A 13,986-nucleotide genomic window follows, 5' to 3' on the forward strand; every position below is an offset into this window, starting at 1 on the left:
TAAAACTTCCGCCTATTTTTCAGCTATTAACTACTTGGAGCAAAAATGAATGTCCTCTAGCCTAGCAGTTTTTATCCCGAGTCTCGATGGTGGCGGAGCCGAAAGAGTTATGCTCAACCTCGCTGATGGTTTTGCTGCTCAAGGTGTAAAAGTTAGTTTAGTTTTAGTTAAGGCAGAGGGACCATATCTGTCGCAAGTATCTTCAAAGGTAGAATTAGTCACTTTGGGAAGTCGGCAGAAGTTACTGCTCAGCTTTCCCGATTTGATAAATTATCTGCGGCGAGAGCAACCTGTCGCAATGTTATGCGGACAAGAGGATGCCAATATAGTCGCACTTTGGGCAAAGCAACTGATGAAAGTATCGACTCAAATGGTCGCGATCGTCCACAATCATCTCTCACGCGATGCCCAAACTTCTACCCTACTCAAAAGACAACTGACACCTCATCTGGTACGTTGGTTCTACCCTTGGGCGGATAAAATTGTCGCTGTGTCTCAAGGGGTGGCTGAGGATCTCGTCGATATTGGTTTACCAAAAGACAAAATTCAGGCAATTTATAATCCCGTCGTAACTCCAGAACTGCACGACCGGGCAAGAGAAAGTATATCTCATCCTTGGTTTGCGCCAGACCAACCTCCAGTGATTATGGGAGCGGGAAGGCTAGAGAATCAGAAGGATTTTCCAACTTTGATCCGTGCTGTTGCTCAGTTACGGCAGCAGCGTCCCGTGCGGCTGATGATTTTGGGCGAAGGGACAAAACGACCTGAATTAGAGGCTTTGATAAGGGAACTCGGTTTAACAGATAGCGTTGCCATGCCAGGATTTGTGAGTAATCCATACGCTTATATGGCAAGGGCAAATGTTTTTGTCCTCTCGTCGATCTGGGAAGGTTTTGGTAACGTGCTAGTAGAAGCGATCGCAGTTGGAACTCCGGTGGTTTCTACTAATTGCAAAAGTGGTCCGGCAGAAATTTTAGAACATGGCAAGTATGGCAATTTAGTCGCCGTAGGGGATGTCATGGGGATGGCTGAGGCGATCGCCCAGACGCTAGACTGTCCGCCAGCATCTACTGAATTACAGCGTCGAGCCGAGCGATTTTCTACTGCAAAAGTTTTGGCAGAGTATCGACAGATTCTACAAATAACCTAGTACAAAAGTCAAATATTCGTACGGGCGGGTTTGTTTGCAAATGTTACATGTTCAGGTAGGATTGGTTGTTGAAACCCGCCCGTACAAAAGTCAAACATTCGTAGGGGCGGGTTTGTTTTCAAATGTTACATGGTTTGCGCAGATTTTGCTGTGGAAACCCGCCCGTACACCAATTTAAAATCGTGGGAATTAGCATATGAAAAAGAGCGGTGAAAAACAAATTAATGTTCTCATGGTGGGAGACAGCTTATCTAAGCAGGGAGGAATTGTCACTTTAGAAAAGTATATGCTGAAACACGCTCCTGCTAACGTGCAAATTCAACATATTGGTACGGCAGTTGATGGTTCGGCAATGCAAAAGGCTTTTGGGTTTGCGATCGCCTTGGTGCGGGTTATCTTGGTACTACTGACGAAAAAAGTGGATATCGTTCACGCGCATGTAGCCGAGAGAGGCAGTGCTTATCGCAAATCAATCGTGACTTTAATTGCTAAATTCTTATTTCGTAAACCCGTGATTTTACATTCTAATAGTCCTGAGTTTCATGAATTTTATCAGGGGTTATCTTTGAATGTTAGACAAGGGTTGCTGTGGGCATTTAGTCAGTGCGATCGCTTCATTACTGTTTCCGATAGTTGGCGTAATTTCTATGTGGATAAATTTGGTTTAAAACCAGAACAAGTTTTGGTACTGGCTAATCCAATTGAATTACCAATTCAAGTTCCTCACCGAGAACGGGCGAACCAAATTAATCTTGTTTTCTTAGGACGCATCGGACAGCGTAAAGGCACTTTCGATCTGATTCGCGCTTTTGCCATGTTACCTGAGCCGATAAGAAACCAAGCAAATTTAATCTTGGCAGGAGATGGAGAGGTTGACAAAGCCCGCGATTTAGTCACGAGCTATCATTCAAATATTAGTAATATTAGCGATCGCATTACTATATATGACTGGCTCAATCCAAAGCAACGAGATGCTTTATTAACCAAAGCGCATGTCTTTATTTTACCTACTTACAATGAAGGATTGCCCTTAGCTTTGCTAGAAGCAATGGGATGGGGATTACCTGTCATCACAACGCCAGTAGGGGGGATTCCCGATTTGATTGTCTCGGGAAAAAATGGTTTATTAGTCCAACCTGGAGATATTCAACAACTTTCCACTGCTATTGAATCGCTGATTCAGGATGAAAACTTGAGACTTGCTTTGGGTAGTGCGGCGAGGGAATGCGTCACGCCTTTGGATGTCAAAAGTTATTTCAGTTTCCTATTGCAAATCTACGATCTAGTATTAGGCTTTCAGGAAAATCAGTAGTCAAAAGTCAAAATGTATAGAGTTAATAGTAGCGAGCAATGCGATCGCCCTGAGAATAGAAGTTAAAAGTGTAACAGCTTACATACCAGAAAGTAGGTAGCAGTAATAATTGGTATAAGAAAACTTATCAACCAATTTTAAAGAAAAAATTAAATAACTGTGTCTGTCCGAAAAGTAGGTTTATAACCTCGCTGTTTCCAACCTAGATTTTTTCGGTAAAACCAATGAATCATCGGCAAATCACAAGACGGCTAGCAATTGCTCTAGGGTTAAGTACCTTTGCAGGTGTAAGCGTATCACCACTGCTGAAACTTGACAATTTGAGCCAACAGGCTGAAGCAGTAGAAAGTGGAACGCAAGATTTTACGATTGTCGGCAATGCAAGTTTACGCGATCGAGCAGCAGCCAAAAGATTTCTTTTTGGAGCAGCAACAGGATACCATAAACTAACCAACGATGCAGCGCTGAATGCGAAATTTCGCCAAGATTGTGCCATTTTAATGGCAGAAGAAGATTTATTATGGGGTGCGCTTCGTCCAGATGCAGACACTTTTGCCTTTACCAAAGGTGATTGGCTAATTGATTACGCTCGCCAACACAAAATGTTAGTTGGTGCTACTCATTTGGTATGGCATGAATATATGCCTCAGTGGTTGGAAGAAAAGCTGAATAAGCAAAATGCCGAACAGATCCTACTGCAACATATCAATAAAGTTGTGACACGCTATGCTAAAAAGATTCATTTTTGGTCTGTAGTGAACGAAGCAATCTTAACTTCCGATAAACGACCGGATGGATTGCGAAAAACGCCGTGGTTAGAATTTTTAGGACCCGATTATATTGAGATGGCATTTCGTGCTGCTGCTGCCGCAGATCCGCAAGCTTTGTTGCTATATAACGACAACGCTTTGGAATACGATATTCCCTATCATGACGAAAGACGAGCAGCGGTATTAAAATGGTTGGAAAGATTGAAAGCTAAAGATACTCCCATACACGGTTTAGGTTTACAATCTCATATAGGCAAATTAGATAATTTTAGCCCCAAAAAACTGAAAACTTTTTTGCGTGATGTTGCTAGTCTGGGTTTAAAGATCGTTATCACTGAAATGGATGTTGGAGATGCAGGAATGCCGACAGACATTAAAGTACGCGATCGCATGGTTGCCGAAGTTTACAAACAGTTTCTCTCGGTAGTCTTGGAGGAACCAGCGGTTTTGGGCGCAATTACTTGGGGATTGAGCGATAAGTATACATGGCTTTCTAACTATGCACCTAGAGAAGACGGCACGCCAGTACGTTCGCTACCATATGATGCTGAGATGAATCGTAAGTTAGCTTGGAATGGGATTGCTCTTGCTTTCGAGCAGCTGAAACAACGTCGTAAATCTTCTAAACTTTGGCTGGCATGGAGAAGACTCCAAACACAAGTTTAAAAGTGAAAGTTGTTTGACCAATTTTTTATGTCTACGCCGCAGAAGATCCCCCCAACCCCCTTTTTAAGGGGAGCATTGTTGCCCTGGTTATTAAGGAAAGCATTGTTTCTCTCTCATTAACACAATCATTTTTACCCCTCATCAAGGAAAGCATTATTTCCCATTATTTCCCCCCTTGATAAGGGGGGTTAGGGGGGATCGGAGCTTTGCCATAACAAACAGAATTAGTGTCCCCCCTTATTAAAGGGGATTAGGGGGAATCGCATCTTTGCCATAACAGGCAGAATTAATGCTACTGGCTAGCAATGAGTAGCACACTTTTTTTATCTAAAACTCACGACGAGAGAACACAATAATTGCGATCGCCAACATTAATACTGTATAAACCACACCATAGATAGCATTAGTTATCAGCGTCATTGCATCGGGTAAGGCAGAAAAACCATAAACAGCTTGATTTTTTAAGTCTAGTCGCGATAGATCGGGTAAGACAAGATACAAATTTCTCACTAATTGTTCGATCGCAGGATTTTTGCTCAAGCGTCCAAACTCTAATAAATCTTGACTCAAATTTCCCATCAAATAAATACCAAAACAGAGTAAAGTAGCTAGTACTGTACTGGTAAATACTCCTAAAACTAGTGCGATCGCAGTTATTAAAGATAACTGCAAGAATAAATAAACGACTGCTAAAAGTATGCTACCTAGCGGATAAGCCAACTGATTTAATTGCAGCAGAGCCAGGAAAATAACTGTCATGGCTGTCACCAAAGCACCTAAAACAGCTGCTAGTCCTAAATGTTTGCCCGTAATAAACTCGCTATGACTGATAGGTTTAGCAATTAATACCAACACGGTACGTTTTTCAATTTCTTTATTCACCAATCCCGTACCGACAAACACCGCGACAATTAAACCTAAAACATTCATCGCCGCCAAACCAAAATCCAGAATAATTTTATCCTCTGCCCCCCCGGCAATTTGGGGAATCAGCATCACCGCCCCACCCAAGAGTAAAGCATATAGAGCGATGATATAGAGAATGCGATCGCGCACCACTTCCCGAAACACATTCGAGCCAATTGTAAACACCCTAGTTGGATTCATATTGTCAGTTATTTAGTGGTTAGTGGCTAGTGGCTAGTGGCTAGAAAAGATTAGTCACCAGTCACTAGCCACTCCTTGCTTGTGGTTGGTGGCTAGAAAAGATTTAATTACTAGTCACTAGTCACCAGTCACTAGCCACTCCTTTACTGTTTTAACTGTTGTAATTGCTAATGCCCAGAGGATAGAGGCTTCAGTTACAATTACAATCTAAGACGGCACGTCAAGAGGGGATGACTGTGAGTAGGAATGGGATCGGAATAAAAACGGCGCAGGTGCGATCGCAGCGGGTTGTCGGTCAAATTCACGTCTACGATGGCGCGGGCAAAGGTAAGTCTCAAGCGGCTTTAGGCGTGGTTTTGCGATCGATTGGCTTGGGAATTCACAGCCGCAACGATACCCGCGTCTTGCTACTGCGGTTTCTTAAGGGACCAGGACGGGCTTACGATGAAGATGGGGCAATTAAGGCTCTACAACAAGGTTTTCCTCATTTAATCGACCAAGTACGGACGGGACGAGCCGAATTTTTTGGTCCCGATGAAATTACCCGTTTTGATCGCCTAGAGGCGCAGCGGGGCTGGGATATTGCTAAAGGGGCGATCGCTTCTGGTTTATATTCCGTGATCGTTTTGGACGAACTCAATCCGGTGTTAGATTTAGGTTTGCTACCCGTGGATGAAGTTGTCAGCGTTCTCCAGTCCAAGCTAGAAGAAATCGAAATTATCGCTACAGGACGCGGCGCACCCCAAAAACTGCTCGATATTGCCGATCTGCACTCGGAAATGCGCCCGCACCATCACCCTACAGCTGAGATGCAGGGAATTGCTGGAATTGAAATCTATACGGGGGCGGGTAAAGGTAAGTCTACCAGCGCCCTGGGTAAGGCACTGCAAGCGATTGGCAGAGGGATTAGTCAAGATAATTCCCACCGCGTTCTGATTATGCAATGGCTTAAAGGTGGTAGCGGCTACACTGAGGATGCCGCGATCGCGGCTTTACAACAAACTTATCCGAATTTGGTCGATCATCAGCGCTGCGGACGCGATGCGATTGTCTGGCGCGGACAACAGCAAGAACTCGACTATGTAGAAGCCGAACGCGGTTGGGAAATTGCTAGAGTGGCGATCGCTTCTGGTTTATACAAAACTATTATCCTCGACGAGCTGAACCCAACTGTAGATTTAGAATTGCTGCCAATTGAGCCAATTATGCAAGCGCTACTGCGCAAGCCCCGCGATACGGAAATTATCATCACTGGGCGCTGTCACACTCCCCCCGCTTATTTCGACTTGGCTGAAGTTCACTCCGAGGTATACTGTCACAAGCACTATGCTAATAGTGGAGTAGAACTCAAAAGCGGCGTTGATTTTTAATGGTTAATGGTTGATGATACTGAACGCTAGGCAATCTTCGACTCCCGGCTCCCGTACGGACGGGTTTTGACCAAAGATTTACTGCCTCAATTGTCCAGCTATTTGCTAAACCCGCCCCTACAACTCCCCACACAATGGAAAACACTCAAACATTAGATCTGATTACTGGTGGCATTGCGATCGCGATCCTAATTGGCGGTTATTTGATGATGTTCACCGATATTTTTACTAGGAAAAAGAAGTAGTTTCTTCTGTTGAAAGTATTGATATAGCTTGGTTTGAGCGCTAGCTCTTGTAGCATTTTTCGATTTTTACGAGTTGTTTAGTGTTGACTAAACAACCTAAATGCTATACTGTTATTATTGCTAATAGCAAGAAAATTTTATGACTTAAGAACTGAAAGCAACAAAACAAGCTAAAGGGAAACTGAGTCATCATTGGCAGGTTATCTAAAAATTGCGCGAATTTCCTAGCCTTTAGCTGCAAAGCACAAAAACAAGGCAAATTTTATGTATTATCAAGCAGGAATACCTGATATATAGCTATTTTTTCTGAAACGCTTTATTAAGATTTAGCGTTATGGCTGTCATTGGTCATTAGTCATTGGTGACTGACTGATAACTTTGGTGACTGACAACTACTGACAATAATAGCTGTTGCCTTCAGTTGCCGCGATCGCAGCGAATAAATTTAGAGTGTTTCTGTCTAAAGTTATAGCTGGCACTGAACATAGGTTTTAAATCTTTTCTCGTCGATTTCAGCTTCTCTTCTGATAACCGCTAGTTTTCTTTTGGAAGGCGATCGCAGTTATAAGGGTTTAGTATTGCCATATTCTTATATGGTGAAGTCTACATAGACATAAATATTTTTTGCGCCTATTTTTCGGACTTGAGTTAAGCCTGAAAATATCTGGCGTTTGAATCAGTTTTGGTTTGTGGTGGGCGCTGCCGTCTTACTTAGTGGTGGGCGCTGCCCACACGACTATTTCTGGTGTTTAAATCAGTTTTGGTTTGTAGTCGGCGCTGCCCACCCTACTAAGTTATTAGTTGCTATTGATAACTGATAACTGATAACTGATAACTGATAACTGATAACCAACCAATTACCATTAGATGAAAAGTTATGCTGACACGCAGAAACTTCATCGAACAAGCAATTATTACTCCGATTCAAGCTGTAGCAGCCACCAAACTTTGTCACTTTCTGCCAATTAACTACAAACCAAAAGTAGTTATTATCGGTGCAGGAATATCGGGACTGGCAGCAGGATATTTCTTATCTCAAAAAGGTATCGATATAACAATTTTAGAAGCACGTTCCCGTTTAGGAGGGCGTGTTTATTCACAAACAATAGATGCAGGTGAAAACTTAACTATCGAACTAGGTGCAGAGTGGATTGGTGCTTGCCACCAGCGAGTCATTTCTCTTTGTCAAGAATTGGGGTTAGAATTACAAAATAATCAATTTCATACTCATTTGTTATATCAAGGTAAATATTTTCGTCAAGATGAATGGGATTTTTCCGACGCTTGGTATGACAAATTAGAAATTTTGTTAAAGGCTTACTCCAATTTAAGCGAATTCGATAAAATGAAATTGGATAAGATTGACTTGTGGCGTTATTTAGTTGACAACGGTATTAAAGATAAAGACTTAGATTTTATTGAACTAATTAAAAGTACTGATTTTGGCGAGAGTATTCGGTTCGCTTCTGCTTTTATTGCTCTAGATGAATATGTCGAATCGCAAGAAACATATCATATGGATTATAAAATTAAAGGAGGCAATAGTAAATTAGCGCAAGCTTTAGCAGCTAGAATTGGGCGAGATAAAATTTTACTAAATCGTCCAGTTGTGGCAATCGAACAAACAGGGCGATCGGTAACAGTCACCTGTGCCAATGGAGATAAAATTAGTGCAGATAAAGTTATCTGTACTCTGCCAACGACAGTGATGAAAAGTATTCGCTGGAATCCAGCGTTACCAGAAGACAAATTAGAAGCGATCGACGCATTACAATACAGTCGGATCAATAAATATGCCACGTTATACGATCGCAGATTTTGGCAAGATGAAAGCTTTGACTTAATTACCGATGGACCCGCTCATTATTTCTATCATGCTACCAAAAATCAAGCTTCTACCAAAGGCGCATTAGTCTCTTACACGATTGGCGATAAAGCCGATATCTTTGCTAGACAATCCGAACTGGGGAGAAATGCATTAGTTGAAAGTGCGTTAAAACCTATCTTTGGCGATACCGAACGGTATGCTCTAAAACGAATCAATCACTATTGGGGAAATGATGAGTTTGCCAAAGGAAGTTATGCTTTCTACGGTAAAAATCAGTGGTTTAATATTCGTCCAGTCTTGCAAAGAAGATTTAAACACGTTCACTTTGCAGGGGAACATATAGCTGATTGGCAGGGATATATGGAAGGGGCAATTGAGACGGGTGAAGCCGCCGCCGCTGCTATTTAGAGATGACTCTAGAATATTTAACATAACTGGAACATTAATAGAGACGCATGATGGAAAGTTGCCCTATTGATTTTAATTGCGCTGACATGGGTCTAACCGACGAAGGTTGTCTAAATCGTCTAACTTGCATTGTACATGCAGCTTATACCAACCTGTATATACCAGCGGATGACTGGGATGACTGGGAGGAAGAACTTGCTGTCTGTGAGCGAGACATAGAGCTTCGTCCTAATGATTTCCGGGCTTGGGAAAAGTTGGGCAATGTGTTGGAGAAACTAGGGCGAGATGAAGAAGCACTCGCCGCTTGCGAGCGAGCCATAGAGATTCGTTCCTATGAATACTTCGCTTGGGGCTTGCAGAGCAGAGTGTTGGAGAAACTGGGGCGAGATAAAGAAGCACGCGCCGCTTGTGAGGAATCCATATCTTGTATAAAGTTCTGGCGCAGTCGCCTAATCAATTCCAGTGTGCAGACTTGAGCTTGCTTACCCTGAAGTGAGTTGGTCTACAATCAACCGGGCTTTAGCTCGGCTGCGTTCTCCAGGTCAAATCCACTACATTAAGCGGGGTCGAAATACATTTTGGGAAAAAATACCAAACAGACACGATCGATCCGATCGTTTGAGGGATGTCGAGCGGATTGTTTGCGCCTGCGAGCAGTATTGGATGAAATCTATGATTAAAAAGAAGGACTTTTGTATCGCTTTAAGACAGACTCCGTAAAACTATCCTTAAGGCGATCGATCGCCACAAAACGTAAATCGCGCATTTGATGAATTAACCTGACATCTTTTTGCTTAAAATTGAGAAATTCTAGCCCTTGTTCTCGACCGCTCATCAAAAAATCATTAATCGCTACGCGGTAATTCTTATCTTTATCGAGGGGTTCGCCGTCAATCATCCAAGTCCCAACATCGGGCTTCTTACTCGCATTGGCTGTTTGTAAAAAACCGCCCGTACCTCTGTTAGCTTGTCCTTGTTCTAAAACTTTTTCTAACAAACTTCCCTTTATTTCGACAGCTAAAACTTTACCACCAAATGGCAAGACTCGAATCATATCGTATTGGGTAATTATTCCTGGGGGAATGAGATCGTCAATCCGAATCGAACCACTGTTAAATATAGCTAAATCTGCTTGATAAACCTCTCGCAACATCGCTTGAGCGATTAATGCGGTGAGGTTAGTGGCGCGATTGCGGACGCTAGATTCTAAACCATCTAAAGCAATATTTGTCGTGGCGATCGCCTCTTCTGGAGCAAAGCCATCTGCCCTAAATCCCTGATATGCTTTTTCTATCCATGCATTCACGACTTTCGCCACGCGAGGATCTTCAGGAATTGCTTCTGTAACTGACTGTAATTGAGAATCTACTAATAGTTTTTTTGTCTCAGTATTGTAACGCAAATTGTGAATATAAACGCTACGCGCATTTGCATCGGCTTTAAATAAAGGTGTAAAATCGTTCCCGCGCCATTGTTGAATATTTTCATGTTCGTGTCCCCCTAAAATCAAGTCAATTTCTGGAACTTCTGCGGCGAGTTTTTGGTCTTGAGCGAGATTTAAATGAGTTAAAGCAACAATCAAATCGACTTTATCTTTAAGCGCTGCAACTTGAGTGCGGGCGGCTTGAATTGGATCGGCATAGCTGACATACCTTTGTTTGTTACTATCTATCGTTAATCCAATTAAACCAACTTTAATAACTGTACCTCGATCGCTTTTTACATTTAATATTTGCGATTCTGCCACACCAGGAAAAGACTTATCTTGACTATCCCTGACATTGCTAGATATCCACTTAAATTGAGATTCTTTGAGGCGTTGTAAAAACTCGGATTCGGCTAAATCAAATTCATGGTTGCCAAAGGTAGCGTAGTCGAAACCAACAGCATTCATCACCGCTACCATTTGTTGACCAGCCAAAGGTTTACCATTCACTTTCGCAGTCCCCAAAGCCGAGGGGCTAAAAGCATCTCCAGCTAGTACAGTGTAGGTACGAGGATTTTGGCTGAGTAATTCTTGTCGCAAAGTCGCAACCCGCGCTAATCCCCCTCGTTTTCCCCCTTCCACCGGGGCGATTTCATAAACATCGTTCAGATGTAGCAGAGCGATCTCCACTACCTCAGCCAACGCAGGGCTAGCGATACATAAAGCTACAATTTGCAGCACCAAACCCCACGCGACAGAGAATGATTTCATCTTCGGTTACATATTTAACGCCAAGCGTCTTTGTAACACAATCATCCCCAAATTGGTAAGCAAACAGGTGCTAGCAAGTCCCAGTAGGATGTATGTAGGAGCCATCACCACCCCAATTGATAGCCAGGTTGCGACGTGTAAAATCATGATTAGGGCAAAAAAGCCAGCTACTCCTGCTGCTTGCCAAACCCGCGCTTGAGGGTGGCGCAGCGCCGTGAAAATCATCGTCGCTATAGTAGCAATTAAAGTTGCTGGAACCAAAAAGGCACAGATACTAACGCAGTGGGTGCGCGAAAACTCCGCCATAATATGTAAATCCAACATTAGTTCTCCCGATCGCGTTGCCAAATATTACAACAGTTACCACCCCAGACTCTAGGAACTTTAAACTTTTTGAAACAATATGAGGGAGTAGGGAGCAGGGAGTAGGGTAAGAGATGAATGGTAACTGATAACTGATAAATGAATAATGCGATCGCTCGTTTTTTACATGATTAAGCGCTGGATTCAACGCAAGTTTCCAACTGTGAAGTGGTTGAAGACTCAACAGTTGGTAGGGTGGTTGCGCGATCGCACTCAGCCGCAGCCGCTTTTACTCGATGCCCGAACTGAGGCAGAATATCAGACTAGCCATCTTCCGCAAGCCCAGCGCATCGATCCGTATCATCCTAACTTAGAGGAAATTGCTGTGGATAAGGATGTACCTGTGGTCGTATATTGCTCTATCGGCTATCGCAGCGCCAGAATTGCCCAGCAACTCGAACAATCTGGATTTACGAATGTTTACAACCTCGAAGGCAGCATTTTTCAATGGGTGAATGAAGGCAACGCAGTTTTTCAAGGCGATCGCCCAACCGTTCAAGTTCATCCCTACAATGCTAATTGGGGCAGATTGTTAAAGGCTCGATATCGTGCTTCAGTTGACAGTTGACAGTTGACAGTTATCAGTAAGTAATATTTTGACTTTTGACTTTTGACTTCTTACCCTAGTCCTTTTTCAGTACAGACAGCATGTAGTGGAATGTCCCAAGGATCTGTGGGGAGTTGGGGTAGGTAGGCAAATTCAAATACAATGCCGATGGTAGGTTTCGATCGCCATACGGGAGAAGATAGGAGGCGATCGTAGTAACCGCCACCGTAACCTAAGCGATAGCCGCGATAATCGCAAGCAACTGCTGGAACGATGATTAAATCGACTGCTGAGGGTGATACGGTGGGAGTTGTGGGAAGGGGTTCGTAAATTCCATACGCGCCAACTTGAATTTCATCCCCAGGTTGCCAAATGTGCCAAGCTAAATTTTCGCCGACACAACGCGGCAGTCCCCAGTTGTAATGATTATGGTGAAATAAGGAATTTAGATCGGGTTCTTGACGACAACTGAAATAAGCGAGAATGGTTTTGCCTTGGCTAAATAAGGGTGAAGCAAGCAGATGGGAGACAATCCGATCGCTTTTTTCGCGCCATTCTTGCTGAGATAATGATTTACGTTTTTGAAGTAGCGATCGCCTCAACTCTACTTTATCCATGATTATTTATTTGTTATTACAAAACTCCGCGATCGCTTGAGCCTTAAGTTTTTCTAATGGAAAGCTATTAGGATAGGTCGAAAACATTAGCATAATACCTTGGAGCGTTGAGGAAAAATAAAGCGATCGCTGTCGCGGTTCTGCGACTCCAAGCCGGACAAACATGTCAGTCTGAATTTCAAATTGCCTTGCTTGCTCGTCCATCAACTTCTGGCTGTATTTTGCCACCACTGGATCGAGACGCGGTTGAGTAAACAAATTTAGATAGAATCGGAAGACTTCAGGTTGGCGGCTGACATCTTCGAGCGCGCCTTCAATAATATGCTGAATTTGTTCGGAAGGGGTTGTTTTGGCTACAGCCGCATTCATCACCACTAAAACATCGTTGATTCGGAGATCGACTAGCGCCGCCAGTAAATCTTCTTTGCCTTTAAAGTAGTGATAGAGCAGCCCTTTTGAGATCTGAGCTTGCTTGGCAACGTCATCAATTGACGTAGAATAGTAGCCCTTCTCACAGAACAGAGTCATAGCTGTTTTAAGAATCTGTTCTGTGGTGGCGCGACGGATGCGTTCGTTTTCGCTTGGAGTGCGTGGCATTAATATGAATATTGTTTATTCGCTCGGGAATTGAGTGATGAGACGATACACCTCTTTTAACTTTTGACTTTCTTACTCACCAACACAAATCCCCTCGTCTTACCTGACACCCTGTCTGTTGTGTCCATTGCTTGCCATAAATCCGTTGCTTTTACCCATACTGGGGGATATTTATAGCGAGAAACATCGAGAATTAAAAACCGATCTGTTTGTTGGTTATAGGCGGCGATAGGAGAAATATGTCCGCCTCTTTCTTGTCCAATTTTGCGACGTAAGTAATTAACCAAGACAAAGTTATTTTCTTGGCGTAAATTCTGTGCGACAAGCTGACGAAACTGCTCTAGATTAGTATCAGTACTGTGATAAACTTTAGCTTCTACAGCATAACTAGCAAGTAGCTGCCCTAACTGTTCTAAAGTCATACCTTGACGGGCAACAACTTCAGGTGCAAGAACTTTTCTAGTTTGAGCATTATTAAAAAAATTTGCCTGGGTAAATACTCGATAAGGCGTATACTCAGGAGCAATAGGAGCAGGAATTGAGAGGGCATTTAATACCATCACTATACTGGCGACTCCACAATAAGCTTGAGTATTTTGGGTAACATACTGCGTACTCAAATCCCAAAAATCTTCCCGCGCTTTACTTTGTAGTAATAATTGTTCTCCTGTTTCGGAGTTGAAGGAGATTAAATTATTAGGTAAGGGTAGTGTCTGCGTCGATACGCTATCGCCAGCCATAAACAACGCGACTGCGCCAAACTTAATTAGTGAAGCAAACGTCTTGATTATCATTTGTCATTCGTCATT

At 43.0% G+C, this 13,986-nt stretch carries 13 protein-coding genes; 7 read left to right on the top strand and 6 right to left on the bottom strand.

The window, feature by feature from the left end:
* Window positions 1–49 precede the first annotated feature (49 nt).
* The 3 genes from QH73_RS09515 to QH73_RS09525 all read left to right on the top strand — a co-directional run bounded on the left by QH73_RS09515 (window position 50) and on the right by QH73_RS09525 (window position 3,898).
* On the top strand, window positions 50–1,150 hold the full coding sequence (locus QH73_RS09515) for a glycosyltransferase (RefSeq protein WP_039716620.1): 1,101 nt from the start codon (window positions 50–52) through the stop codon (window positions 1,148–1,150).
* Between the two features lie 196 nt (window positions 1,151–1,346).
* Window positions 1,347–2,462: a glycosyltransferase family 4 protein gene (locus QH73_RS09520; protein WP_039716619.1), complete on the top strand. Its 1,116-nt coding sequence runs from the start codon at window positions 1,347–1,349 to the stop codon at window positions 2,460–2,462.
* A gap of 224 nt (window positions 2,463–2,686) precedes the next feature.
* Window positions 2,687–3,898 (top strand): endo-1,4-beta-xylanase, encoded by a 1,212-nt coding sequence (locus QH73_RS09525; RefSeq protein WP_039716618.1) that lies wholly within the window; start codon window positions 2,687–2,689, stop codon window positions 3,896–3,898.
* Between the two features lie 327 nt (window positions 3,899–4,225).
* Here QH73_RS09525 and QH73_RS09530 read toward each other — a convergent pair whose 3' ends face one another.
* Window positions 4,226–5,005: an ABC transporter permease gene (locus tag QH73_RS09530; RefSeq protein WP_039716617.1), complete on the bottom strand. Its 780-nt coding sequence runs from the start codon at window positions 5,003–5,005 to the stop codon at window positions 4,226–4,228.
* Between the two features lie 236 nt (window positions 5,006–5,241).
* Between QH73_RS09530 and QH73_RS09535 the strand changes: the two genes are divergently transcribed.
* From QH73_RS09535 to QH73_RS29320, 3 genes are all read left to right on the top strand, one after another.
* Window positions 5,242–6,375, top strand: coding sequence for a cob(I)yrinic acid a,c-diamide adenosyltransferase (locus QH73_RS09535; protein ID WP_039717667.1), 1,134 nt, complete (start codon window positions 5,242–5,244; stop codon window positions 6,373–6,375).
* A gap of 1,122 nt (window positions 6,376–7,497) precedes the next feature.
* Window positions 7,498–8,856: a flavin monoamine oxidase family protein gene (locus tag QH73_RS09545; protein ID WP_039716616.1), complete on the top strand. Its 1,359-nt coding sequence runs from the start codon at window positions 7,498–7,500 to the stop codon at window positions 8,854–8,856.
* Window positions 8,857–8,942: 86 nt separating this feature from the next.
* Complete coding sequence (locus QH73_RS29320) at window positions 8,943–9,332, top strand: tetratricopeptide repeat protein (RefSeq protein ID WP_374189020.1); 390 nt, start codon at window positions 8,943–8,945, stop codon at window positions 9,330–9,332.
* A 200-nt stretch (window positions 9,333–9,532) separates the two neighbouring features.
* On the opposite strand, the gene QH73_RS09555 is transcribed toward QH73_RS29320, so the two are convergent.
* Both QH73_RS09555 and QH73_RS09560 read right to left on the bottom strand, forming a co-directional pair.
* Window positions 9,533–11,053, bottom strand: coding sequence for a bifunctional metallophosphatase/5'-nucleotidase (locus tag QH73_RS09555; RefSeq protein WP_039716614.1), 1,521 nt, complete (start codon window positions 11,051–11,053; stop codon window positions 9,533–9,535).
* Between the two features lie 6 nt (window positions 11,054–11,059).
* Entirely contained in the window at window positions 11,060–11,377 is a 318-nt protein-coding gene (locus QH73_RS09560) for a hypothetical protein (protein WP_039716613.1), read from the bottom strand.
* Between the two features lie 145 nt (window positions 11,378–11,522).
* Between QH73_RS09560 and QH73_RS09565 the strand changes: the two genes are divergently transcribed.
* Window positions 11,523–11,984 carry a rhodanese-like domain-containing protein gene (locus tag QH73_RS09565; RefSeq protein WP_039716612.1) on the top strand — a complete coding sequence of 154 codons (462 nt, stop codon included), beginning with the start codon at window positions 11,523–11,525 and terminating at the stop codon, window positions 11,982–11,984.
* Between the two features lie 50 nt (window positions 11,985–12,034).
* On the opposite strand, the gene QH73_RS09570 is transcribed toward QH73_RS09565, so the two are convergent.
* The 3 genes from QH73_RS09570 to QH73_RS09580 are packed head-to-tail and all read right to left on the bottom strand — an operon-like array spanning window position 12,035 to window position 13,917.
* Window positions 12,035–12,580: a 5-formyltetrahydrofolate cyclo-ligase gene (locus QH73_RS09570; RefSeq protein WP_039716611.1), complete on the bottom strand. Its 546-nt coding sequence runs from the start codon at window positions 12,578–12,580 to the stop codon at window positions 12,035–12,037.
* A gap of 6 nt (window positions 12,581–12,586) precedes the next feature.
* Window positions 12,587–13,177 carry a TetR/AcrR family transcriptional regulator gene (locus QH73_RS09575; protein WP_039716610.1) on the bottom strand — a complete coding sequence of 197 codons (591 nt, stop codon included), beginning with the start codon at window positions 13,175–13,177 and terminating at the stop codon, window positions 12,587–12,589.
* Between the two features lie 56 nt (window positions 13,178–13,233).
* The gene (locus QH73_RS09580) at window positions 13,234–13,917 is read right to left on the bottom strand and encodes a phytochelatin synthase family protein (protein WP_236146983.1); all 684 of its coding nucleotides are present in this window, start codon (window positions 13,915–13,917) and stop codon (window positions 13,234–13,236) included.
* Window positions 13,918–13,986 lie beyond the last annotated feature (69 nt).

This window comes from Scytonema millei VB511283 (assembly GCF_000817735.3).
In the GTDB taxonomy this organism is placed as follows: domain Bacteria; phylum Cyanobacteriota; class Cyanobacteriia; order Cyanobacteriales; family Chroococcidiopsidaceae; genus Chroococcidiopsis; species Chroococcidiopsis millei_B.

What these genes read in the sequence shown, in the direction of transcription:
- QH73_RS09530 (WP_039716617.1), bottom strand. Translation starts at nt 5,005, where the DNA reads ATGAATCCAACTAGGGTGTTTACAATTGGCTCGAATGTGTTTCGGGAA.
- QH73_RS09580 (WP_236146983.1), bottom strand. Translation starts at nt 13,917, where the DNA reads ATGGCTGGCGATAGCGTATCGACGCAGACACTACCCTTACCTAATAAT.
- QH73_RS09555 (WP_039716614.1), bottom strand. Translation starts at nt 11,053, where the DNA reads ATGAAATCATTCTCTGTCGCGTGGGGTTTGGTGCTGCAAATTGTAGCT.
- QH73_RS09525 (WP_039716618.1), top strand. Translation starts at nt 2,687, where the DNA reads ATGAATCATCGGCAAATCACAAGACGGCTAGCAATTGCTCTAGGGTTA.
- QH73_RS09515 (WP_039716620.1), top strand. Translation starts at nt 50, where the DNA reads ATGTCCTCTAGCCTAGCAGTTTTTATCCCGAGTCTCGATGGTGGCGGA.
- QH73_RS09575 (WP_039716610.1), bottom strand. Translation starts at nt 13,177, where the DNA reads ATGCCACGCACTCCAAGCGAAAACGAACGCATCCGTCGCGCCACCACA.
- QH73_RS09545 (WP_039716616.1), top strand. Translation starts at nt 7,498, where the DNA reads ATGCTGACACGCAGAAACTTCATCGAACAAGCAATTATTACTCCGATT.
- QH73_RS09570 (WP_039716611.1), bottom strand. Translation starts at nt 12,580, where the DNA reads ATGGATAAAGTAGAGTTGAGGCGATCGCTACTTCAAAAACGTAAATCA.
- QH73_RS09565 (WP_039716612.1), top strand. Translation starts at nt 11,523, where the DNA reads ATGCGATCGCTCGTTTTTTACATGATTAAGCGCTGGATTCAACGCAAG.
- QH73_RS29320 (WP_374189020.1), top strand. Translation starts at nt 8,943, where the DNA reads ATGGGTCTAACCGACGAAGGTTGTCTAAATCGTCTAACTTGCATTGTA.
- QH73_RS09560 (WP_039716613.1), bottom strand. Translation starts at nt 11,377, where the DNA reads ATGTTGGATTTACATATTATGGCGGAGTTTTCGCGCACCCACTGCGTT.
- QH73_RS09520 (WP_039716619.1), top strand. Translation starts at nt 1,347, where the DNA reads ATGAAAAAGAGCGGTGAAAAACAAATTAATGTTCTCATGGTGGGAGAC.